This is a genomic window from Streptomyces sp. NPDC090108 (genome assembly GCF_044747185.1).
Classification (GTDB): Bacteria; Actinomycetota; Actinomycetes; order Streptomycetales; family Streptomycetaceae; genus Streptomyces.
Window position 1 is genome coordinate 728,365 of record NZ_JBIVDQ010000004.1, and the last position, 22,657, is coordinate 751,021.

A 22,657-nucleotide genomic window follows, 5' to 3' on the forward strand; every position below is an offset into this window, starting at 1 on the left:
GGCGTCCTGGGGGAGGCGCCCCCCAGGGCGTGTGCTTCCGAGGGCCGGCTTCTCGACCAGGTCCCAAAGCCCTTTCCTGCAAAGCCACTTGACCTGGAGAGCACTCCAAGTGATGGACTCCCCGCCGTTCACCGAAACGCACAGGGGGTCACCATGAACGAAACTCCGGTCGCACTCATCACCGGCGGCGGCAGCGGCATCGGCGCCGCCGTCGCGCGGCAGCTGCTGGACGCCGGGCACCGGGTCACCGTCACCGGCCGCGGCGAACGCCGGCTGCGGGACTTCGCCGACAGTCTCGGGAACCCCGAGGCGCTGCGGACCGTCGTCGGCAGCGCCTCGGTGTACGAGGACGTGCGCGAGGCGGTCGACAGCACCGTGAAGGCGTACGGCAGGCTGGACACCGTCATCGCCAACGCCGGTTTCGCCACCCACGACTCCGTCGCCGAGGGCGACCCGGCCGGCTGGACCGAGATGGTCCTCACCAACGTCCTCGGCCCCGCCCTGCTCGTCCGCGCCTCCGTCGACGCGCTGAAGGAGTCCCGGGGCCGGATCGTCCTCATCGGCAGCGTCGCCGGGTTCGTGCCCACCCCGGGCAACCTCTACGGCGCCACCAAGTGGGCCGTCACCGGACTCGCCGAGAACACCCGGCGCCAGGTGACGGAGTTCGGCATCGGGGTGACCCTGGTCGCCCCCGGCCGGGTGGAGACCCCCTTCTGGGACAGCCACGGCAGCCTGCCGCCGGGGAACCTCCTCACCGGCGACCAGATCGCCGACTCGGTCGTCTGGGCGATCCGGCAGCCGGCCGGGGTCGACGTCAACACCGTCGTCGTACGCCCGCTGGGTCAGCCCAACTGACGTACGCGCCGGTTCAGTTGTTCTGCAGGAACTGCCTGGCCAGCTGGTCGCCGAGGGTCACGGCCGCGCTGTGGCTCTCGATCGGGGAGACCGCGGAGTTCTTGAACAGGATGTACGTGACGCCGGATTCGGCCCCGCCCGTCGCCGGGTCGGGGTCGATGCCGAGCGCCTTGGCGGTGGCGTACGACGCCTCACCGATGATCTTCGTGGGGCCGGTGTCCCCGACCACGGCGTACTCGACCTTGTTGTTGTAGACGACGGCGACGACACCGCCGCCCTTGATGCCCGCACCCGCGTAGTTCCAGATGCTGCTGGAGCTGGGCACCACCACGTACGGCAGCGTTTCGGCCTTCAGGGGCTTGCCGTCGGACTGGTGGAAGGCGGTGTCGTCCTGGTACCAGGGGTCGCGGTCCTCGTTGCAGTTGGTGCTGCGCTGGCCGTCGCAGTCGATGTCCATGTCGGCCTTCCAGAACACCGCGCCGTTCTTGCCGCACACGGGGACCGTCGCCGAGGTCTCGTCGTCGGTCCGGTACTTGCCGTTCGAGATCTGCGAACAGGACGTCACCTTGGCCAGCAGGTCGGCCGCGCCGACCGTGCCCTCCTGGGCCGAGGCCGGGACGCGGGCGTGGGAGAGGCCGGAGGCGCCCGCGGGGAGGGCACCGGCGGCGAGCAGGGCGGCCCCGGAGGCCGCGGCGAGGGTCAGTGATCGTAGACGCACTGTGGGGGACCCTTCTGTTAGGAAAGTTTCCTTACCGGGTGTCGTCCACGGTGCCCTGACCGCATGTCCGCGTCAAGCCTCGCGACGGCCCGGCGCGTCCCCGGGACCGCCGAGGAGGGGCCGGACGCACTGCTTTGCGGTGTTCCGTTCCCGGCGGAACACTGGTCGTGCCGAGCCGGGAGGAGAGATCTCATGTTCGTACGCACCATCTACGTCACCGGTGACCCGGAGCAGATCGAGACCGCCGTGCGGGCGCTGAACAGCGAGGGGCGGGAGCTGCTGGAGGAGCGGCCCGGGTACCGGGGGGCCGGGGTGTTCGTGGACCGGGAACTCGGCAAGCTGCTGGGAGTCAGCTGGTGGGACTCCGAGAAGGCCCGGCACAACAGCGACGAGGTGATGCGCGAGCACCGGCCGGGCATGCTGCGGCCCTTCGCGGGCACGCTGGCGGTCGAGAACTTCGAGGCGGTGGTCTACCACGCGGTCGGCGTGCCGCGGGCGGGCGGCGGGCTGCGCGTCACGCGCGTGGAGTTCGACCCGGCCGACGCCCGGATCTTCGCCGACACCTTCCGCTCGGCCGTGCTCCCGCGGCTGGAGGAGATGCACGGCCTGGCGACGGCCGGCCTCTTCCTCGACCGGGAGCGGGGCACCGGACAGGTCGGCGCCCTCTTCACCGACCGCGCTTCCATGGCCGCGTCACGGGCCGCCCAGGCCGCCGTCCGGCACGACACCGCGGCGAAGGTCCGGGTGGACGTCGTCGGCCTGGAGGAGTTCGAGGTCGTCCACGCAGACGTACGGCCCGGCTGACCCCCTGGCCCACTGACCGGATTTACCGGTCCGCCCGGAGGTCCGGGTCACCGTCCGCGCCCGGCCGTGCCCGACCCGCCCGGGAGGCCGTCCCGGGCGGGCGGCGCACGTCAGGCCATGTCGAACTCGGCCGGGTCGGGGCCGAGGCGCCGGTCCTCATCGAGCGCGCTGATCGCCGCGAGGTCCTCGTCGTCCAGGCTGAAGCCGAACACCTCGATGTTCTCCCTGATCCGCGACGGCGTCACGGACTTCGGGATCACGATGTTGCCCAGCTGGACGTGCCAGCGCAGCACGACCTGGGCGGGCGTGCGGTCGTGCTTCCGGGCGATCGCGACGATCGCGGGCACCTCCAGCAGGCCCTTGCCCTGGCCCAGCGGCGACCAGGCCTCGGTGGCGATGCCCTGCTCCGCGTCGAAGGCGCGCGTGGCCCGCTGCTGGAGCTGCGGGTGCAGCTCGATCTGGTTGACCGCCGGGACGACCGAGGTCTCGGAGATCAGGCGCCGCAGGTGCTCGGGGTGGAAGTTGGACACACCGATCGCCCGGACGCGGCCGTCGGAGTACAGCTTCTCGAACGCCTTGTAGGTGTCGACGTAGTTGTCCCTGGAGGGCAGCGGCCAGTGGATGAGATACAGGTCCAGGTAGTCCAGACCCAGCTTCTCCAGCGACGTGTCGAAGGCGCGCAGCGTGGAGTCGTAGCCGTGCTCGCTGTTCCAGAGCTTGGTCGTGACGAAGACGTCCTCTCGGGGCAGACCGGAGGCCGCGATGGCCTTGCCGGTGCCCTCCTCGTTGCCGTAGATCGCCGCGGTGTCGATGCTGCGGTACCCGGCCTCCAGCGCCGTGGCGACGGCCCGCTCGGCCTCGTCGTCCGGCACCTGCCAGACGCCGAAGCCCAGCTGGGGCATCTCGACGCCGTTGTTCAGGGTGATCGGGGGGACCTTGCTGCTCACGGGCTTCTTGATCCTTCGGTTGTCGACAGGTGGTCTTCCCATGGTCAACGATCACCTGCCCGGAAGCATTCCTGAACACACCCTCCCGTGTCGGACCGCGCGCCGCCCGACGGTGGCGTCAGGCCTGGTAGAGCGCCTCGACCTCGACCTCGTACGCCTTCTCGATCGCCTTGCGCTTCAGCTTCAACGACGGCGTCAGCAGGCCGTGTTCCTCGGTGAAGGGCTGCGCGAGGATGCGGAAGGTGCGGATGGACTCGGCCTGCGAGACGAGCGTGTTGGCGGCGACCACCGCCCGCCGCACCTCGGCCTCCAGATCCGGGTCGCGCACCAGCTGCGCCGAGGCCTGCCCCGGCTTGCCGCGCATCTGGAGCCAGTGCTCGACGGCCTCCTGGTCCAGGGTGATCAGCGCCGCGATATAGGGCCGGTCGTTCCCGACCACGATGCACTGATTAACCAGCGGATGGTCGCGGACCCGCTCCTCCAGCACGCCGGGCGACACGCTCTTGCCGCCGGAGGTCACCAGGATCTCCTTCTTGCGGCCGGTGATGGTCAGATAGCCGTCCTCGTCCAGCGCCCCGAGGTCACCGGTGGCGAGCCAGCCGTCGTGCAGGGACTCGTCCGTCGCCTTGGGGTTGTTCAGGTACCCCTGGAAGACGTTCTCGCCGTTCAGCCAGATCTCCCCGTCGTCCGCGATGTGCACGGTCACGCCCGGGACGGCCTGGCCGACGGTCCCGTAGCGGGTGCGGTCGGGCGGGTTGGCGGTCGCCGCGGCCGTGGACTCCGTCAGCCCGTAGCCCTCGTAGATCTGCACGCCGGCACCGGCGAAGAAGAGCCCGAGCCGGCGGTCCATCGCCGAACCGCCGGACATCGCGTTGCGTATCCGGCCGCCCATCGCCGCCCGCACCTTGGAGTACACCAGCTTGTCGAAGAACTGGTGCTGCATCCGCAGCGCCGCCGACGGCCCCGGGCCGATGCCCCATGCCTTCGCCTCCAGGGCGTCCGCGTAGCGCACCGCGATGTCGATCGCCTTCTCGAACGGCCCCGACCTGCCCTCCTTCTCCGCCCTGCGCCGGGCGGAGTTGAACACCTTCTCGAAGATGTACGGCACGGCGAGGATGAACGTCGGCCGGAAGGCCTGCAGATCGGGCAGCAGGGCCGCGGCGTGCAGCTGCGGCTGGTGGCCCAGCCGGACCCCGCCGCGGATGGTGGCGACCTCCACCATCCGTCCGAAGACATGGGCGAGCGGCAGGAACAGCAGGGTGGAGGCCTCGTCGCCCTTCTTGGAGTGGAACACCGGCTCCCAGCGGCCGATCACGCTGTCCGCCTCGAACATGAAGTTGCCGTGCGAGAGCACGCAGCCCTTGGGGCGGCCCGTGGTGCCCGAGGTGTAGATGACCGTCGCGATCGAGTCGGGCGTGACCGCCTGCCGGTGCCGGTGGACCAGCTCGTCGTCCAGGTGCGCCCCGGCGTCGTACAGCTCCTGCACGCAGCCCTCGTCCAGCTGCCACAGCTGGCGCAGCTGCGGCAGGCGGTCGATGACGGTGGCGATGGTCATCGCGTGGTCCTCGTGCTCCACGATCGCCGCCGTGCATCCGGAGTCGTAGAGCATCCAGAAGCACTGTTCGGCCGACGAGGTCGGGTAGAGCGGCACGACCTGCGCGCCGATCGTCCAGAGCGCGAAGTCGAACTGGGTCCACTCGTAGCGGGTGCGGGACATGATCGCGACCCGGTCGCCGAAGCGGACACCCCGGGCCAGCAGACCCTTGGCGAGGGCGAGCACCTCGTCGCGGAAGTCCGCCGCGGTCACGTCCTGCCACTGGCCGGATTCGTCCTTGCGGCCGAGGGCCACGCGCAGCGGATCGGTCCGCGCGTGCTCGAACACGGTGTCGGCCAGACCGCCGGCCTGTGGCGCCGGCGCCAACAGCGGGTTGGTGAACTCGTGCAAACGTCGCTCCCCGTTCCTCGCTCCTCGTACACGCCAGCGAACCTCCGCACGGCGCCGTGAAAGCTACCTCACAGTCCCCACGTGCGGGAGGGATCGCAGAACGGTACATACCGCGCGTTCGCGTCGTTCGGTGACCGGAAAATGCCCGCACATGGGGAAGGGACGGACACAACACTTACGGTCCCGTAGGGAGCGCCGCCCCAATCTCCACCGAATCTGTACGCGCCGATTACGGCCCATGGCGAGTGTCTCCGCATGCGTGGGGAGCGGACCATGATCCACACCGGGTGGGCCGCCGTCCGGCGCGGACGGGCACCGGGGGCATTCCCCGGAGGCCCCGCGGCCATGCGCGACGGGCCGCCCGGGTCCCGTCGTCGGACTCCGCCCGCCCCCGGCGCATCCGTGTCACGGGCAGTTCAGGTCGGCTTCGCGCGCCCTCAGCCGCCGCGGCGGCGCAGCCGCTCCCCGCCCGCCAGGATCGCCGCGGCCAGCGCGTCGGCGGCACCCTCCGCTGCGGGGCGCCGTCGGCCGTGCACGAGGACGAAGTCGACCTTGCCCAGCTCGGGCAGCCCCGCCCGGTCCGGCACCCGGAACAGACCGGGCGGGATCAGGCGGCGGGAGTGGGCCATCACCCCGAGGCCCGCGCGGGCGGCGGCGATGAGTCCGTTGAGGCTGCCGCTGGTGCACACGATCCGCCAGGCCCGGTCCTCGGCCTCCAGCGCCTCCAGGGCCAGCGCCCGGGTGATGCCGGGCGGCGGGTACACGATCAGCGGGACCGGCCGGTCGGGGTCAAGACGGAGGCGTTCGGCGCCGATCCACACCAGGTCCTCGCGCCACACCAGCTCGCCCCGCGGATCCTCGGGACGCCGCTTGGCCAGCACCAGGTCGAGCTTCCCGGCGGCCAGCCGCTCGTGCAGGGTGCCGGACAGCTCCACGGTCAGTTCCAGATCGACCTCGGGATGGTCGTACCGGAACGCCTCCAGGATCTCCGGCAGCCGGGTCAGCACGAAGTCCTCCGACGCGCCGAACCGCAGGCGGCCCCGCACCCGCGTGCCGGTGAAGAACGCCGACGCCTGTTCGTGCACCTCCAGCAGCCGGCGCGCGAAGCCCAGCATGGCCTCGCCGTCCTCGGTCAGCTCCACCGAATGGGTGTCCCGCGCGAACAGCTGCCGGCCGGCGGCCTCCTCCAGCCGGCGTACGTGCTGGCTCACCGTCGACTGGCGCAGCCCGAGCCGCCGCGCGGCCTGCGTGAAGCTGAGCGTCTGGGCCACCGCGAGGAAGGTCCGCAGGTGGGTGGGGTCGTACATGCGGGCAGGGTACGCCCGCCGGAGCCCGGTCATCGCGAACCGTGATGACAGTCAGAGTGGTGTGCCGGATTCCCGATCGACACGGGGCGGGAGACGATGGAGACGCACCCCGGAGCCCCTGCGCCCCCGGGTGCGAGCCCGTCCGTGCCGGCCCGGCCCTCCCGTCCGTGCCGGCACCCCCGTCCCCGACGACCAGAAATCGGAGCACCGTGAAACGCCTGCGCCTGCCGAGCCGGATGCCGATCGACCCGTACATCCTGCTGCTGCTCGCCACCGTGGGTGTCGCGGCGCTCCTCCCGGCGCGGGGCACCGGGGCCGACGTGGCCTCGGGCGCGTCGACCGCCGCGATCGCCTTCCTGTTCTTCCTCTACGGCGCCCGGCTCTCCACCCGTGAGGCGCTGGACGGACTGCGCCACTGGCGACTCCACCTCACGGTGCTGGCCTGCACCTTCGTGCTCTTCCCGGTGCTCGGGCTGGCCGCTCGCGGCCTGGTGCCGGTCCTGCTGACGCACCCGCTCTACCAGGGGCTGCTGTTCCTGACGCTGGTGCCGTCGACCATCCAGTCGTCCATCGCGTTCACCTCGATCGCCCGGGGCAACGTGCCCGCCGCGATCTGCGCGGGATCCTTCTCCTCCCTGGCCGGCATCGTCGTCACCCCGCTGCTGGCGGCCGTGCTGCTGGGCAACGGCGGCGGCGGGTTCTCCGCCGACTCGCTGGGCAGGATCGTCCTCCAGCTCCTCGTGCCGTTCCTCGCCGGACAGCTGCTGCGCCGCTGGATCGGCCCCTTCGTCGCCCGCCACAAGAAGGTGCTCGGACTCGTCGACCGCGGCTCCATCCTGCTGGTCGTCTACACCGCCTTCAGCGAGGGCATGGCGCAGGGCATCTGGCACCAGGTGCGCCCCCTCCAACTCGGCGCGCTGCTCGGCGTCGAGGCCGTCCTGCTGGCCGTGATGCTCGCCCTGACCTGGTACGGAGGCAAGGCACTCGGCTTCGGCCGGGCGGACCGGATCGCCATCCAGTTCGCCGGTTCGAAGAAGTCCCTCGCCTCCGGACTGCCCATGGCGAGCGTCCTGTTCGGCGCCCACGCCTCCCTCGCCGTGCTGCCGCTGATGCTGTTCCACCAGATGCAGCTGATGGTGTGCGCGGTCATCGCCAAGCGGCGGGCCCGCGACGCGGAGGAGGAGAACCCGCGGCCGTCAGCCGCGCACCCGGTCCAGGGGCAGCCACAGCACGGTGTCCTGCGCTGACCGCAGGGCCCGCTGGTCCGACAGCTCCGCGTCGCCCAGGGCACGGTCCCAGACCCTGACCTCGTCGAGGTCGCCGGTGTAGAAGGCGCGGCTGTCCATGCGCTGTCCGACATGGACGCCGAACGGCGAGTTGCGGCTCACCGAGCCCGGCACGCCGGCCGCGCTCGTCTCCGTCCCGTCCACCGCGAGCGACAGCCGGCCGCCACCGCGCCTGAGCACGGCGTGGTGCCACTGTCCGTCGTTGTACGCGCCGGCCGAGCGCACGAACGCCGTCGCCGGCGCCGCCGCCCCGTCGCGCACGGTGATCAGGCCCTGGAGGCGGTTGTTCGCCGGCTCGCCGCGCAGCCACACCTGCGGCTGGCTGCTGCCGATGCCGCCCATCCACAGCAGCGGCTGCTCCCCGGACACGGCCGTGTACCGGAACCACAGCGACACGGTGAAGTCCTTGTCGCCCAGCGGCAGCCGAGGGCTGTACGGAAGACGTACGGCGTCGTCGGTGCCGTCGAACCGCAGCGCGCCGCCGAGCACGCCGTCCGTCTCCCCGGCTCCGCCGAGCACCGAGGCCGGGCGCCCGCCCGGGGCCAGGTCGGCGGTGCGCGGGTCGGGGCCGCGGCGCGGAGCGAGCCGGTCCACGGTGAAGCGCGCGAAACGGATCTCGTCGCGGGCGTCGGCCGCGCCGCCCTCGTACAGCAGGCCCACCGCGGCGGAATCGGCCCGCACCAGATCGGAGTAGCCGGACCAGTCCGTGGTGACGACCGTGCCGCGGTCCACGCTGTCCCAGGTGCGGCCGCCGTCGTAGGAGGAACGGATCATCATCGTGCGGCGCCGGTCGGGGTCGGCGGGGCAGGCCAGCAGGAGGCGGTCGCCCACCCGCAGGACCGAGCCCTGCACCTGTGGGGCGTACAGGGCGGGGAGGCCGCGGAAGGGCGCGGCGAAGCTGCCGCCGCCGTCCCGGCTGACGGTCTGGGTGCGGTGGCCGAGGTCGGTGCCGTCCTGCTCGCGTCCGCTCACCAGGACCGTGCCGTCCGCCAGTTCGGCGAGGGTGACCTCGGAGGGCTTCTGCCGGAAGGTGCCGTCGGCGGCGACCGGCCAGGTGTCGGTGGCGCCGATCCGCCAGTGGCCCCCGTGGTCGTCGCTGACGACGAGCGCCGCGTGGTTGGCGGTGATCCGGCCGCCGTCCCACGTCTCGGTGTTGACGCCGAGGACCAGCCGCCCGGCGTGCCGGCCGCGGGTGAGCCGGATGCCGTGCACGGGCCCGGTCGCGTACCAGGAGTTCCAGTCGGCCGGCAGGATCTCGGGGCTCAGGTCGCGCGGCGTGGACCAGGTCAGTCCGTCGTCGTCGCTGTACTGCAGGTGCGGGCTGCGGTCGCAGGGCGTGGAGCAACCGGCGCTGTCCGTACGGCCCGTGTTGTAGGTCTCCGCCAGCAGGATGCGGCCGGTCGCGCGGTCCACGACGGGTGCCGGGTTGCCGTGCGTGTCGCCCCCGCCCTCGTTGACCACCCGCAGCGGCCCCCAGGTGCGGCCCCCGTCGGTGGAGCGCTTGACCACGATGTCGATGTCGGCCGCGTCCCCGCAGTTGAGGACCCGGCCCTCGGCGAACGCCAGCAGAGTGCCGTGCGCCGACCGCACGATCGCCGGGATACGGAAGCAGGCGTAACCGGGGTCCTGGGCCGCCTTGAACAGAACCTGCTGCTCGAACCCGCCGTCGCGGCCGGGACCCACCCGCCCCACCGGGCGGCCGGCAGCGGACCCGGCACCCGCCGGACGGGGTACGGCGGCCTGGGCGTGCGCAGGATGGGGTACGGCGGCCTGGGCGTGCGCAGATTGGGACACGGCCGCCTGGGCGTGCGCCGGATGGGGCACGGCGAGCGGAACCCCCACCAGCGCCGCCGCCGTGACGGCGATGAACAGCCTGGATCCGAGACGGGATCCGAGACGGGTTCTGACGCCGGATCCGAGGCGGGATACGGGGACGGATCTGAAGCCGGATCCGAGGCGGGATACGGGGACGGATCTGAAGCCGGATCCGAGGCGGGATCCGAGGACGGACCCGAAGCGGGATCCGAGGCGGGATCTCGGACGAGCGCGGAGACCTGACGGCATGGAGCGACCTGCCCTTCGTCGGCCGGACATCTGGACATGCGGACATCCCACGTCCAACGTGCGCTCTCACGAAGGTAGTCGGGGCCCGGACACCCCACAAGAAGCGTGCGGCGCGCGCGGTACGTGTCGCCTCGGGGGGCGCAGGCCGGCCTTGCCGCCGAGGCCGGCGCGACCCGACCAGTCCGGGCCTGGGCGGCCGGTCCTGCCTCGCCCCGATCGCTGCCTTCGCCCAGGCCGCGGCGGACGGGGGAGCGGCGGACGGGGGAGCGACGGCCGGTGGCGGCCCGGCAAAAAGCCCGACCTGAGAAGGCCGCCCGACACGCCTGATCCGGGGCAGCGGCGGGCGGCCGCGACCGTTGGACGCATCGTGCGTACCGTTCACCGCACGCGACCGGCGCGGGCCTTCTCAACTCCCTTGTCCCGCCCTACCGTCCGGCCCCATGAGCAGCCCCCCTGTCGCACCTCCGGGCTGGAGCCGATGGCTTGTTCCGCCCGCCGCCCTCTCCGTCCACCTGTCCATCGGGCAGGCCTACGCCTGGAGCGTGTTCAAGCCGCCCCTGGAATCCGCCCTCCACCTCGACGGCACCCAGAGCGCCCTCCCCTTCCAGCTCGCGATCGTGATGCTCGGACTGTCCGCCGCGTTCGGCGGCACCCTCGTCGAACGCAACGGGCCGCGCTGGGCGATGAGCGTGGCGCTCGTCTGCTTCTCCACCGGCTTCCTCATCTCCGCGCTCGGCGCCCAGACACAGCAGTACTGGCTGATCGTCCTCGGCTACGGCTTCGTCGGCGGCATCGGTCTCGGCATCGGCTACATCTCGCCCGTCTCCACCCTGATCAAGTGGTTCCCGGACCGGCCCGGCATGGCCACCGGCATCGCGATCATGGGCTTCGGCGGCGGCGCGCTGATCGCCTCCCCCTGGTCCGCGCAGATGCTCCAGTCCTTCGGCTCCGACCACTCCGGGATCGCGCTCACGTTCCTCGTGCTCGGCCTGTCGTACGCGGTCTTCATGTCGCTCGGCGTCCTCCTGGTCCGCGTCCCGCGCGCGCCGCAGGCCGCCGAGGCCGGACCGGCCGCCGTCACGGGAGTGCAGGTGTCCGCGCGCAGCGCCGTGCGCACCCCGCAGTTCTGGTTCCTGTGGGTCGTGCTGTGCACCAACGTGACCGCCGGCATCGGCATCCTGGAGAAGGCCGCGCCGATGATCACGGACTTCTTCGCGGACAGCTCCACCCCGGTCTCCGCCTCCGCAGCGGCGGGGTTCGTCGCGCTCCTGTCGGCGGCCAACATGGCCGGACGGATCGGCTGGTCGTCCACCTCCGACCTGATCGGGCGCAAGAACATCTACCGCCTCTACCTCGGCGTCGGCGCGCTGATGTACCTGCTCATCGCGCTTTTCGGCGACACCGCCAAGCCGCTGTTCGTGCTCTGCGCGCTGGTGATCCTCTCCTTCTACGGCGGCGGCTTCGCCACGGTCCCCGCCTATCTGAAGGACCTCTTCGGCACCTACCAGGTCGGCGCCATCCACGGCCGGCTGCTCACCGCCTGGTCCACCGCCGGCGTGCTCGGGCCGCTGATCGTCAACTGGATCGCCGACCGGCAGGAGTCGGCCGGGAAACACGGGGCCGGCCTGTACGGACTGTCGTTCTCGATCATGATCGGCCTGCTCGTCGTCGGGTTCGCCGCCAACGAACTCATCCGCCCCGTCGACACCCGCCACCACGTCCCCGCCCAGAGGGAGGCCTCCGATGTCCAGCGACAGCAGCCCGCCTGAGACGGCCGGCGACGGCGGGCCGCCCGACCGGCGGGGCCTGATCGCCCTGTCCTGGCTGTGGGTGGGAGCCCCCCTCGTCTACGGCCTCTACGAGCTCGTGCAGAAGGCGACACAACTGTTCACGGGGTGAGTGTTCGGAGGGTCCACGGGGACTGCGGAAGCCGACAACACGGATGCCCGATTCCTGTTGCTTCACGCGTCCTCGTACCCGCCGGTCACGGATAAGACTGGAGGATCCCGCTAACACGGAAACGAGGGGGACCTCCTCATGAACGGCTCGCGTATCGCCGCCATCGGTCACTACCAGCCCGCCAGGGTGCTCACCAACGAGGAACTGGCGGGCATGGTCGACACGAGTGACGAGTGGATCCGCAGCCGGGTGGGCATCCGTACCCGGCACATCGCAGGCCCCGACGAGCCCGTCGACGAGCTCGCCGCGCACGCCGCGGCCAAGGCCCTCGCCGCGGCCGGCCTCACCCCCGGCGACATCGACCTGGTCCTCGTCGCCACCTCCACGGCGATCGACCGCTCCCCGAACACCGCCGCGCGGGTCGCGGCCCGGCTCGGCATCCCTCAGCCCGCCGCGATGGACGTCAACGTGGTGTGCGCCGGATTCACCCACGCCCTCGCCACCGCCGACCACACCGTCCGGGCGGGCGCCGCCACCCGGGCCCTGGTCATCGGCGCGGACAAGATGTCCGAGATCACCGACTGGACCGACCGCACCACCTGCGTCCTCGTCGGCGACGGCGCCGGGGCCGCCGTGGTCGAGGCGTGCGCGCCGGGCCAGGAGGCCGGGATCGGACCGGTGCTGTGGGGTTCGGTGCCGGAGATGGGCAACGCCGTACGGATCGAGGGCACGCCGCCGCGGTTCGCGCAGGAGGGGCAGAGCGTCTACCGCTGGGCCACGACCCAGCTGCCGCCCATCGCGCGCCGCGCCTGCGAGAAGGCCGGCGTCGACCCCGCCGACCTCGCCGCCGTCGTCCTGCACCAGGCCAACCTGCGGATCATCGAACCCCTCGCGCAGAAGATCGGCGCCGTCAACGCCGTGATCGCCCGCGACGTCACCGAGTCCGGCAACACCTCCGCCGCCAGCATCCCGCTCGCCCTGTCCAAGCTGATCGAGCAGGGGGCCGTACGCAGCGGCGACCCGGCCCTGCTGTTCGGCTTCGGCGGCAACCTCTCCTACGCCGGGCAGGTCGTCCGGTGCCCGTGAGCGAGGTCACCGGGTGCCGGTGAGCGAGGCCGCCGGCTGCCGGTGGGCGACTTCACCGGGTGCCCGTGAACGAGTTCGCCGGCTGTCGGTGACTTCGCCGGGTGCCCGTGAGCGACTGGGCGCGGGCCTGGCCGGGACCGGCGGCGGTGCCCCGGGGGACGGCGTTCCCGGGGCGCCAGGGCGGAAGCGGGCCGGGACCACCACAGGAGTGGCCGGATCCTCACATAACGTGCTCACGCGAACGCGTGAAGTGTCACCGGAGTGTTCCGGACGCTGTGTGTGCCCGGGCGGCCACGCGCCGGACAGATACGCAGGTGAAAGGCACTCCGAAACCTTGGTATTGTTATCCATGTCGCCGCGGGGAACACCGCGAAAGGCGGCAGACACCTAGTCCGGGTGGCGGAATGGCAGACGCGCTAGCTTGAGGTGCTAGTGCCCTTTATCGGGCGTGGGGGTTCAAGTCCCCCCTCGGACACCAGCTAAGACCCCTGTTCATCAGGGGTCTTTTGCTTTTCAGGACTGCGGCGTGACCGACCACGTGACCAACAGCCTGGAGATTCCCCAGGTCGGACCAGGGATGACAGGCCGAGTCGGCCAGCACCAGAGGCGGCCAGTCGGCGCGCTCCGTCCTTACGAGAGTGGCCGTACCGGGCCATGGTGTAGCCCGGCGAGTGGTGCCGGACGTTGGCGGAGACCTCTACGGGGTTCTCCCCGGCCTCCAGATCGTTCGTGACCTTGCTGTGCCTCCAGTCGTGGATCCGGAAGTCGTCGGGCAGGTGCAGACGGTTGCGGAGCCGATGCCGGCCAGCGCGGAGCGTCACGTGAAGCGGGCCACAGTCGTCAGCCTGGACACCTATCGCCCGACCCTCAAGCAGGCCCCGGAGCCCAAGCCGGTGAAGCGGCCAGAACCGCTCATCGACTCCAACCCCTTCCGCGCACTGCTCTGACTGCTCGAACAAACTCAAGAACGCTCCCACCAGATCGGTGGGGGCGTTCGTTTGCTTGGTCAGCGTCGCAGATCCCGGCATGAGTCCAGCATTCGCAGTGCAGACATGAACGTCGGCCGGAAACCGGGACAGTGCCGCTCAGTTGGCAGCGTCCACACTTCCCAGCACACCATGCAGCGCATCACCCCGGAGTGTTCCGGGTCGGACTCTGGGGGAGTTCGACGTAGCCGCATGGGGGAGCCACACTCCGCAGCAGGTCTGCGGGCGCGTCGGTGTCTCGACCGCAGGCTCCGGTGCAGCCTTGCGTTCACGCTTCCGGGCCGGACGCGTTGCTGTCTGGACGCTCACAGCCCGCCCCTGCGGCTCCGCGCGTCGGCCTCAGAAACCTTGCTGCTCAGATCCCCGGTCGGCGGGGCCTTGTAGTCAGGACACTTCGGGCTGCCGCACTCGCAGCGGGGCCGGCGCAAGGCCGAGTTGGGCGCAAGGGCGGCGCCCTCCGGGCCGGGATTGCTCTTCTGCGCCATGAGCACGCCGTCCATGCCGAATGCTCCGGAGAGACGGGAGAGGAACTGTCGTGCTTCACTGCTGCCCAGATGATCAGCCGACTCGGTCCCGTGCGCTCTGCTGTCGCTCGCCATGGCCCGCCCTCTCCGGTGACTCCGCTGTGTCAAGGACGGCAGGGAGGCGGGAAGATGCTGGTCCACGTTCTTGCACGAGCTTGCATACGGATTACCCGAGAGAGCTAATCGCCTCCGTGATGAGGGCGCGGGCGTCCGAGCCGTAGACGGCCATTTCTGCCAGTTGGGCGAACGCCTTGGCGTAGACAGCGATCTCACGGGGTGCGGACACGTTCACGGCGGCTGTCAGCAGTTCGACGCTCGTGCGGTGGTCGTCGAACAGATAGAACGCTTCCAGGGGCCACACGCGCCGCTCAGCGGTGAACGGGATGACGCCGAGGCTGACGTTCGGGAGCGCCATCACTGCCAGCAGGTAGCCGAGCTGGCCGGCCATCGTGTCCGCATCCCCGATGCGGTACCGGAGCACCGTCTCTTCCATGAGCAACGCGAAGCGGTGGCCGCCTTCGTGGAGGACGTGCGAGCGCTCGACCCGCGAGGCTGCGGCCTCGGGCGAGTCATCCGGGGTGCCTTGGAAGGTGGCGATCGTGGAGAGCAGCGCAGTCGCGTAAGCCTCCGTCTGGAGCACGCCGGGAATCACGTTGGAGCAGTAGACGCGGAAGTGTCGCGTGCCCTCGTACAGGGGGACGACTTCCTCTTGTGCCCGGCGCATTCCGTGCCTGTGCAGCTTCTTCCAGTGCACGTACATCTGATCGGCTTGACGGTTCGCGGCGACCAGATCAACCGTCTGACCTTCCGCGCCGCATGCCTTGCACCACGCACGGATATCGGCATCAGAGGCAGGTGTCTTGGCGCGTTCGATGCGCGATGACTTCGCGGGACTCCAGCCACACCGAAGCGCCAGCTCATGACCAGTCAGCTCCGCGTCTTTGCGTAGCTCACCGAGTCGAGCGGCGATGACTTCGCGGGCGGCCTGAGCGCTTGAGGAGGGAGACGCAGGCACGAGTTGGCTCTTCGGTGTTTCGCTGGATCAGACCGTGTACTTCTCGTGCGGGATGCCGCGCTCCCAGACGACCTCGAACGCTGACGATGCCAGCCGCGCTACGGCCGGTTCGGTGCGTACTTCCCAGCCGGGCTCGGACCAGTCACCGGACCCGGAGAAGTGGTTGAAGAGCACCGTCTCATTGTCGAACACCCAGCAGTCGTTACCGGGTAGCGCGATGTCGGACACCTCGCGCCTCGGCAGCCAACGGACCTGTTCCCCTGCGTGGATGTTGACGACCGTCCCCGCGTGCTCGTACCGGATGTAGTCGGTGACAGGCTCGGAGACGATTCGGGCGCGACGTACGACGACACCCCGGGCGACGGTGCCACGAATCAATTCAACCCAGGGGCTCCAGTAAGCGGAGCCGGGGTCTACGTCGCGTTCTGCCGTGCGCTTCCAGTGCTCGAAGTCCTCGGTTTCATCTCCCACGCCGTACGAATCGCGCATCTCCAGGTGCACGGCCGAGTGCCTGGCCGCCGCCAGCAGCTCGTTAAAACCCGGTTCGTTCTGCGACATCGCACGCCTCCCTGAGCATCGGCACCATGCGGGCCGGAATCCGGACTACAGCCTCATGCGCAGGGATGCCCGGCGCGTGTCCGGGTGCCTCGAACGCTGCGCACTCCGCCCGTAGCTCCTCGTCCGGCTTCCAGCCTTGGAGCACCAGATCTTGTTTCTCCTCGTCCACCCAGATGGTGGGAGAGCCCTGCTGCCCTGTTTCTGGATCAATCCCGATGAACCGTAGTGCCATGCCTGCCTCCGGTGTCGAGGGGCTTACGCCAACTTGCACGAGCTTCGCCGTGACGGCTCATCAGCGTCAAGGGTGAGCGGATGGTCATACGTGCCAGGAGGGGCGACTATCGGCCATGCGAAGCGGTGGGGGTGGCAGGGTCCGGCAGCGGGTTGGGCACGTGACCAACGCATGACCAACAGCGGCCGGGAACGGGCAGAAACAGCAGGTAAGCATGACCAACCCGCGCAGCCTCGAAGGGGCGCAGACGGGTGCGTTCTCGCAGGTCAGCGACCTAAAGGGCTGGTGCCCGAGTGGAGGGTTCAAGTCCCCCTCGGACACCAGCGGGACCTTCGCGAGATCGTCCTGACTCATCCGGGCTCTTTCCGCGTTCCGGCGTGCGGTCACGGAGTCCAGCGGACGGGCAGCCGTTGCGGGCCGCGGATGAGCATGCCCTCGCGCCAGGCCAGGGCCGCCGGGTGGACGTCCAGGGCGAGGCCGGCGAAGCGCTCCAGGAGGGCGCCGACCGCGATGCGCGCCTCCAGACGGGCGAGCGGCGCGCCGAGGCAGTAGTGGATGCCGTGCCCGAAGGCCATGTGGCCCCCCGCGGGCCTGCGGATGTCGAAACGGCCGGGATCGGGGAAGCGGGCGGGGTCGTGGTTCGCGTCCGCCAGCGCCACGAGGACCATCTGCCCGTCGCCGGGGATCACCGTGTCGCCCACCTGCACCGGCTCGGTGGTGAACCGGTACGTCGGCGTCTCCACCGGGCCGTCGTACCGCAGCATCTCCTCCACCGCGTTGGCCATCAGCGACGGGTCCGCGCGCAGGTCGGCGAGCTGCTCGGGATGCGTGAGCAGGGCCAGCACGCCGTTGGAGATCAGATTGACCGTGGTCTCGTGTCCGGCGACCAGCAACAGCCAAGCCGTGCCGAGCAGTTCGGCCTCGGACAGCCGGTCGCCGTCCTCGTCGGTGGTGCGGATCAGGTCGCTCAGGAGGTCCTGGCCAGGTTCGAGGCGCTTGCTCCGCACCAGACCGGCGAGATACGCGGCCACCTCGTCCGTCGCCGCCAGCCGCGCCTTCGGGTCGGGATCGCTGAGGACCGTGGCGGTCCAGGCGCGGAACGCCGCCCGGTCCAGCGTGGGCACACCGAGCAGCTCGCAGATCACCGAGATCGGCAGCGGGAAGGAGAGCGCCTCGACCAGATCGGTCCGCCCCTGCGGGATCGCCGCCATCGCGTCGAGCAGCTCGTCGGTGATCTGCCGCACACGCGGCGCCAGCTGTTCGATCCGGCGCGGGGTGAACGCACGGACGACCAGCTTCCGCAGCCGCTCGTGGTCCGGCGGGTCGGAGTTCAGCATGTGCGGACCCGCGGACGGGCTGAAGATCGGGAAGGAGGGCGAGGCGTTCTTCCACTGCTTGGACAGCCGCGCGTCCATGAGCGCCGCCCGCCCGGCCTCGTACCCGACGACGAGCCAGGCCTCCGCTCCCTCCGGAATCCGCACCCTGTGCACCGGGCCGCGCTCGCGCAGCGCCGCGTAGACCGGATACGGATCGCGGACGAAGTCCTCGCCCATTGCCACCAGATCGACCACTTCGGCTGTCGTCACCGTCAACCCGCCCCCGTTTCGCAGTCCGTCCCGACGCTAGCAGCGGGTGCCACCCGCGCCGAAGGGCGAATCCGGCCGCATACGACCAGGCGGGATCGGGCTTACGGCGGCGACGGGCGAGGGCTGCGCCGGGCGGAGGGGGCGACGGGCCGCGGGGAGCCGCGCGCGGGTGATGTCGTACCGGGCACGAAATGGTTGCGAGCCCGCCTCTTCAGCGTGTCGGCACGGGCGCCGCGGCAGCATGACAGGACATGAGCAGAGACCGCTACGTCGACTTCCTGCGCGCGTGGGCCATCGTCTCGGTGGTCCTCGGGCACTGGCTGATCACCGCCCTCGTGCGCGGCCCCGACGGGGTGATCACCGCACCCGAACTGCTGGCCTCGCTGCCCTGGACCCAGTGGCTGACCCTGGGGTTCCAGATCATGCCGCTGTTCTTCCTGGCCGGCGGCCATGCCGCGGGCGGCTCGTGGGAGCGGACCCGCGCGGCGGGCGGTACGGCCGGCGACTGGGTGGGCCGCCGGGCGGCACGGCTGCTGCTGCCCGTGGCGGCGTACGGCGGGCTGGTGCTGCTCGCCGTCGGGGTCTGCGCGGCGGCCGGGGTGGACCGGGACGTCCTGGCCCTCGCCGGCTGGGCGATGGGGATGCAGTTCTGGTTCCTGCCCGTGTATCTGGTCCTCGGCGCGCTGACCCCGCTGCTGCACGCGGCGCACCGCCGCTGGGGGCCACGCGTCCCGGTGGCCATGGGCGCGGCCGCCCTCGTGGTCGACGTGCTCGTGACCGGCTTCCACACGCCGTACGTCGGACCGATCGACTACGTCCTCGTGTGGGGCGTCGCCTACCAGCTCGGCTTCTGCTGGCGCGACGGATTGCTGACGCGGCGCCGCCTGACCCCGGCCGGGATGGCGGCCGGCGGCGCGACGGCGTTCGCGGCGCTGATCGTCTTCGGCCCGTTCCCGGTGAGCCTGATCCTGGTGACCGGGCAGGACCCCGGCAACACCGATCCGCCGTCGGCGGCGATGCTGGCGTGGGTGGTGACCCAGGCCGGCCTGAGCCTGCTCCTGGCACCGCTGCTCCGGCCGCTCCTCGACCGCGAGCGCGTGTGGCGGGCCGTACGCACCGTGGGCGGCGCCAGCATGACGCTGTACCTCTGGCACATGCTCCCGGTGCTGATCGCCGCCGGCGCCTTCTATTTGACCGGCCTCGCGCCCGAGCCGACGCTCGGTTCCGCCGCGTGGTGGGCGCTCCGGGTGCCGTGGCTGCTGGTGCTCGGTCTCCTCCTGGCCGGCGCCCTGCCGGTGCTGCGCCCGCTGGAGAGGGGGCCCGCGCTGCCGGCGGAGCGGGCGAGGCCGCGGATGGGCCTGGGTCGCACCGGGTCCCTGGGCCGAACCTCACCCCTGGGTCGCACCGGGTCCCTGGGCCGAACCTCGCCCCTGCGCCGTGCGTGGTCCCCGTCGTGCCCCTGGCCCCTGTGGTGCGGACTGGCGGCCTCGATCGCGGCTCTGACGCGTTTCGCCACGCAGGGCTTCGCGCCCGGTGGCGCGTTCCCCGCACTTCCCGCCCTGGGCCTGGCGCTGGGCACGGCACTGGTGACGGCCGCCCGGTGGTCCGGCGTACGCCGGGAGGGGGAGGAGCGGGGGGAGCGGGGAGCGTACGGGGAGCACGTGAGGAGTGCGCCCGAAGGCGCCCGGGAACCCCTGATGGGCGAACCGCGCACGTGAGACCGGCGGTGTCCCGGACAGCGGGTCGCGGCGCCTCCGGAACACCGGGTACCGCGCCCCCCGAAAGGCCGCCGCCCCACGACGAGAACCGTTCCCTTCGGCATGCTCGACGGGAACGAGGGATTCTGGACTCGGCGAGCATGCGGAAGGGGAGATGATCGGACATGGACACACCGGCGACCGGCGACCATGAACCCCGAGACCGTGAAGCCGGCGCCCCCTTCGACACCAGTGAGGCGACGGCCGTGGTCGAAGCGGGCCAGGCCGTGGCCGTGACGGACCCGGACGGGGTGCTGACCGCCTGGAGCCCGGGAGCGCAGCGCCTGCTGGGGTACTCGGTGGGCCAGGCCGTGGGCCGACCGGTGACCGATCTGGTCGTGTCCCCCGGGTACGGCGGACACGCCTCGCTCCCCGCTCTCGCGGGACTCGCGAGGCGGGAGGGCTGGGTCGGCCGCGCGGTGCTCCGGGCCCGGGACGGCACCCCGGTCGCATGCCGGTTGCGGGCCCGCCCCCTGACCACTGCCGACGGCGGCACGGGCTGGCTCCTCGAAGCCCTCCCTCCGCAGGCTCCCGGCGAGCAGGAGGCGCCGCTCCGGCGCCCCCAGCAGTCCCCGCGGGAGCACGCCGCGTTCGCTGAGCACCCCGCACCGGTGGACCGCCCCGCAGCCCTCGACCGCCCCGCTCCGGCCGGCCGCGCCGAGCAGGATGACCAGCAGGCTCCCCAAGCCGAGCGCACCCCCCGGGCCGAGCAGGCGCCCCGAGCCGAGCACGCTCCCCGTGCCGAGCACGCTCCCCAAGCCCAGCACGCCCCCCGCGCCGAGCAGGCGCCCCAAGCCGAGCGCACCCCCCGAGCCGAGCCGACCCCGCATGACCCCCAAGCCCCACGAGCCGCGTCAGCCCCCCATGCCCCTCACGACCACCCGGCCTCGCACGCACCGCACGCACCGCACGCATCGCACACGCCGCACGCACCGCACGCACCGCACGCACCGCACACGCCGCACCCACCACACCCACCGCTCACCCCCCAGGACCGGCTGCAGGAGCCGGACGGCGGACGGGACTCCGACCCCCTCCTGCGCTGGTCCTTCGACCAGTCCCCGTTCGCCCTGGCGATCTACGACACCGACGGCCGCTTCCTCCGGGTGAACGCCCCGATGGCGCGGCAGCTCGGCGCACCGGAGCGGGACCTGCGCGGGCTCCGGATCACCGAGCACATGCCGGACCCGAGGTTCGAGGGCCCCGAACAGACCGTGGACCGGGTCGCCAGGACCGGCGTGCCGGAACGCGTCGAGAACTACGTGCGCGTGCCGGGGGAGTCCCACGCGCACGCCTGGATCGTGCACGTGGACCCCCTCAAGGATCCCGGCGGTCTGGTGCGCGGGGTCCAGGTGGCCGCGCTCGACTTCTCCGAGCAGTCCGCGGCGCGCGAACGGCTGGCGCTGCTCAACGAGGCCAGCAGGCGGATCGGCAGCAGCCTGGACGTCACCCGCACCGCGCAGGAGATGGCCGACATCGTCGTACCCTCCTGCGCGGACTTCGTCTCCGTCGATCTGCTGGACGCCGTACTGCACGGCGACGAGCCCGCGCCCATTCCCGTCGGCGCCCCGCTGGAGCTGCGGCGCGCGGCGGCCCGTACCGACGTGCAGGGTCTGGTGGCGGTCGGCGAGCTGGCCCGCTACCCGGAGTTCTCGCCGCTCGAACGCTGCCTGGCCACCGGCCGCGGCTCCCGGCACCTGATCACCGATCCCGAGGTCGTCCGCTGGCTCGAACAGGACCCCGGCCGGGCCGACTGGGTGCGCCGGCACCATCCGCACGCGCTGATGGCGGTGCCGCTGCGCGCCCGAGGCGTCAACCTCGGCGCCGCGCTGTTCACCCGCCTGGATCCGGCCTCACCGCCGTACAGCGAGGACGATCTGCGGATCGCCGAGGAGATCGCGGCACGCGCCGCCGTCTGCATCGACAACGCCCGCCGCTACACGCGCGAGCGCTCCACCACGCTCGCCCTCCAGCACAGCCTGCTGCCGCAGGGCATCCCCGAGCAGGCCGCCGTCGACGTCGCCGGCCGCTACCTGCCCGCCGGTTCGCGGGCCGGGGTCGGGGGCGACTGGTTCGACGTCATCCCGCTGTCCGGCGCCCGGGTGGCGCTCGTCGTCGGCGACGTCGTCGGCCACGGACTCCACGCCTCCGCCGCCATGGGCCGGCTGCGTACGGCCGTGCGCACGCTGGCCGACGTCGACCTGCCCCCGGACGAACTGCTCGCGCACCTGGACGACCTGGTCATCCGCCTCAGCACCGGACTGGAGACCGGCGCCGAGCCGCAGACCGCCGACCTCGGCGCCACCTGCCTGTACGCCGTGTACGACCCGGTGACCCGCCGGTGCTCACTCGCCAGCGCCGGGCACCCCTGGCCCGCCCTGGTGACCCCGGACGGCACGGTCGACTTCCTCGAACTGCCCACCGGACCGCCCCTGGGACTCGGCGGCCTGCCCTTCGAATCGGTCGAGGTGGACCTTCCCGAGGGCAGCCTGCTCGCGCTGTACACCGACGGTCTGATCGAGGCCCGCGACCACGACGTGGACACCGGCCTGCGCGGCCTGCGGACCGCCCTGGCGGACGCCGTCCCCTCGCTCGAGACCACCTGCGACATCGTGCTCAAGGCGCTGCTGGACGGGCGGCCGGCCGACGACGTCGCGCTGCTCCTCGCCCGGACCCGGGGCCTGGACAGCCGGCACATCGCGCAGTGGGAGCTGCCTCCCGACCCGGCCGTCGTCGCCGAGGCCCGTTCGCTGACGGCCGCCCAGCTGCGCGCCTGGGGCCTGGAGGAGATGGACTTCGTCGCCGAACTCGTGGTCAGCGAGCTGGTGACCAACGCGATCCGCCACGCCGACCCGCCCATCCTGCTGCGCCTCATCAAGGACCGCACCCTGATCTGCGAGGTCTCCGACTCCAGCAGCACCGCCCCCCACCTGCGCAGGGCCCGCATCCTCGACGAGGGCGGCCGCGGCCTGATGCTCGTCGCCCAGCTCACCGAACGCTGGGGCACCCGCCACACCGGCACCGGCAAGACCATCTGGGCGGAACTGCCGTTGCCGGGAGGTGAGGGGGCAGGGTCGGGATGAGGAGG

General features: G+C 71.7%; 18 protein-coding genes and 1 tRNA gene. 10 read left to right on the top strand and 9 right to left on the bottom strand.

Translation table 11 applies throughout. The features are described from left to right. Positions 1–153: 153 nt before the first annotated feature. On the top strand, positions 154–855 hold the full coding sequence (locus ACIPRD_RS18025; protein WP_401564070.1) for an SDR family oxidoreductase: 702 nt from the start codon (positions 154–156) through the stop codon (positions 853–855). A 13-nt stretch (positions 856–868) separates the two neighbouring features. On the opposite strand, the gene ACIPRD_RS18030 is transcribed toward ACIPRD_RS18025, so the two are convergent. Further along, the gene (locus ACIPRD_RS18030; protein WP_356399376.1) at positions 869–1,573 is read right to left on the bottom strand and encodes a glycoside hydrolase family 75 protein; all 705 of its coding nucleotides are present in this window, start codon (positions 1,571–1,573) and stop codon (positions 869–871) included. 192 nt (positions 1,574–1,765) lie between these two features. Here ACIPRD_RS18030 and ACIPRD_RS18035 point away from each other — a divergent pair, with 192 nt between their 5' ends. Then, positions 1,766–2,377 (top strand): hypothetical protein, encoded by a 612-nt coding sequence (locus ACIPRD_RS18035; RefSeq protein WP_401564074.1) that lies wholly within the window; start codon positions 1,766–1,768, stop codon positions 2,375–2,377. 110 nt (positions 2,378–2,487) lie between these two features. Here ACIPRD_RS18035 and ACIPRD_RS18040 read toward each other — a convergent pair whose 3' ends face one another. From ACIPRD_RS18040 to ACIPRD_RS18050, 3 genes are all read right to left on the bottom strand, one after another. After that, positions 2,488–3,324, bottom strand: a complete 837-nt coding sequence (locus tag ACIPRD_RS18040) for an aldo/keto reductase (protein ID WP_401564077.1) — start codon at positions 3,322–3,324, stop codon at positions 2,488–2,490. Positions 3,325–3,442: 118 nt separating this feature from the next. After that, positions 3,443–5,269, bottom strand: coding sequence for an AMP-dependent synthetase/ligase (locus ACIPRD_RS18045; RefSeq protein ID WP_356399371.1), 1,827 nt, complete (start codon positions 5,267–5,269; stop codon positions 3,443–3,445). 437 nt (positions 5,270–5,706) lie between these two features. After that, positions 5,707–6,576, bottom strand: coding sequence for a LysR family transcriptional regulator (locus tag ACIPRD_RS18050; protein ID WP_401564080.1), 870 nt, complete (start codon positions 6,574–6,576; stop codon positions 5,707–5,709). 236 nt (positions 6,577–6,812) lie between these two features. Here ACIPRD_RS18050 and ACIPRD_RS18055 point away from each other — a divergent pair, with 236 nt between their 5' ends. Further along, the gene (locus ACIPRD_RS18055; RefSeq protein ID WP_401564220.1) at positions 6,813–7,823 is read left to right on the top strand and encodes a bile acid:sodium symporter family protein; all 1,011 of its coding nucleotides are present in this window, start codon (positions 6,813–6,815) and stop codon (positions 7,821–7,823) included. Here the strand turns inward: ACIPRD_RS18055 and ACIPRD_RS18060 are convergent. Then, positions 7,773–9,554 carry an exo-alpha-sialidase gene (locus ACIPRD_RS18060; RefSeq protein WP_401564223.1) on the bottom strand — a complete coding sequence of 594 codons (1,782 nt, stop codon included), beginning with the start codon at positions 9,552–9,554 and terminating at the stop codon, positions 7,773–7,775. The two genes, ACIPRD_RS18055 and ACIPRD_RS18060, sit on opposite strands and share 51 nt — an antisense overlap. Positions 9,555–10,366: 812 nt before the next feature. Here ACIPRD_RS18060 and ACIPRD_RS18065 point away from each other — a divergent pair. The 5 genes from ACIPRD_RS18065 (at position 10,367) to ACIPRD_RS18085 (ending at position 13,858) form a co-directional block, all read left to right on the top strand. Next, positions 10,367–11,695 carry an OFA family MFS transporter gene (locus tag ACIPRD_RS18065; RefSeq protein WP_356399367.1) on the top strand — a complete coding sequence of 443 codons (1,329 nt, stop codon included), beginning with the start codon at positions 10,367–10,369 and terminating at the stop codon, positions 11,693–11,695. Further along, positions 11,670–11,825, top strand: a complete 156-nt coding sequence (locus ACIPRD_RS18070) for a hypothetical protein (RefSeq protein ID WP_356399365.1) — start codon at positions 11,670–11,672, stop codon at positions 11,823–11,825. Before ACIPRD_RS18065 ends, ACIPRD_RS18070 begins: the two co-directional genes overlap by 26 nt. Before the next feature lie 138 nt (positions 11,826–11,963). Further along, positions 11,964–12,911 carry a beta-ketoacyl-ACP synthase III gene (locus ACIPRD_RS18075; RefSeq protein ID WP_401564084.1) on the top strand — a complete coding sequence of 316 codons (948 nt, stop codon included), beginning with the start codon at positions 11,964–11,966 and terminating at the stop codon, positions 12,909–12,911. A gap of 390 nt (positions 12,912–13,301) precedes the next feature. Next, positions 13,302–13,389 (top strand) — tRNA-Leu (locus ACIPRD_RS18080). Between the two features lie 343 nt (positions 13,390–13,732). After that, on the top strand, positions 13,733–13,858 hold the full coding sequence (locus tag ACIPRD_RS18085; RefSeq protein ID WP_401564087.1) for a hypothetical protein: 126 nt from the start codon (positions 13,733–13,735) through the stop codon (positions 13,856–13,858). Positions 13,859–14,587: 729 nt separating this feature from the next. Here ACIPRD_RS18085 and ACIPRD_RS18090 read toward each other — a convergent pair. The 4 genes from ACIPRD_RS18090 to ACIPRD_RS18105 form a co-directional block, all read right to left on the bottom strand. Continuing rightward, complete coding sequence (locus tag ACIPRD_RS18090) at positions 14,588–15,436, bottom strand: helix-turn-helix domain-containing protein (RefSeq protein ID WP_401564090.1); 849 nt, start codon at positions 15,434–15,436, stop codon at positions 14,588–14,590. Positions 15,437–15,463: 27 nt separating this feature from the next. Next, the gene (locus tag ACIPRD_RS18095; protein WP_401564092.1) at positions 15,464–15,994 is read right to left on the bottom strand and encodes a DUF6879 family protein; all 531 of its coding nucleotides are present in this window, start codon (positions 15,992–15,994) and stop codon (positions 15,464–15,466) included. Beyond that, positions 15,969–16,226: a hypothetical protein gene (locus tag ACIPRD_RS18100; RefSeq protein ID WP_401564094.1), complete on the bottom strand. Its 258-nt coding sequence runs from the start codon at positions 16,224–16,226 to the stop codon at positions 15,969–15,971. Before ACIPRD_RS18100 ends, ACIPRD_RS18095 begins: the two co-directional genes overlap by 26 nt. Before the next feature lie 383 nt (positions 16,227–16,609). Then, positions 16,610–17,779 (bottom strand): cytochrome P450, encoded by a 1,170-nt coding sequence (locus ACIPRD_RS18105; RefSeq protein ID WP_401564225.1) that lies wholly within the window; start codon positions 17,777–17,779, stop codon positions 16,610–16,612. Between the two features lie 284 nt (positions 17,780–18,063). On the opposite strand from ACIPRD_RS18105, the gene ACIPRD_RS18110 reads away from it, so the two are divergent. Next, entirely contained in the window at positions 18,064–19,530 is a 1,467-nt protein-coding gene (locus ACIPRD_RS18110; protein WP_401564097.1) for an acyltransferase, read from the top strand. Between the two features lie 164 nt (positions 19,531–19,694). Next, positions 19,695–22,652 (top strand): SpoIIE family protein phosphatase, encoded by a 2,958-nt coding sequence (locus tag ACIPRD_RS18115; protein ID WP_401564100.1) that lies wholly within the window; start codon positions 19,695–19,697, stop codon positions 22,650–22,652. Positions 22,653–22,657 lie beyond the last annotated feature (5 nt).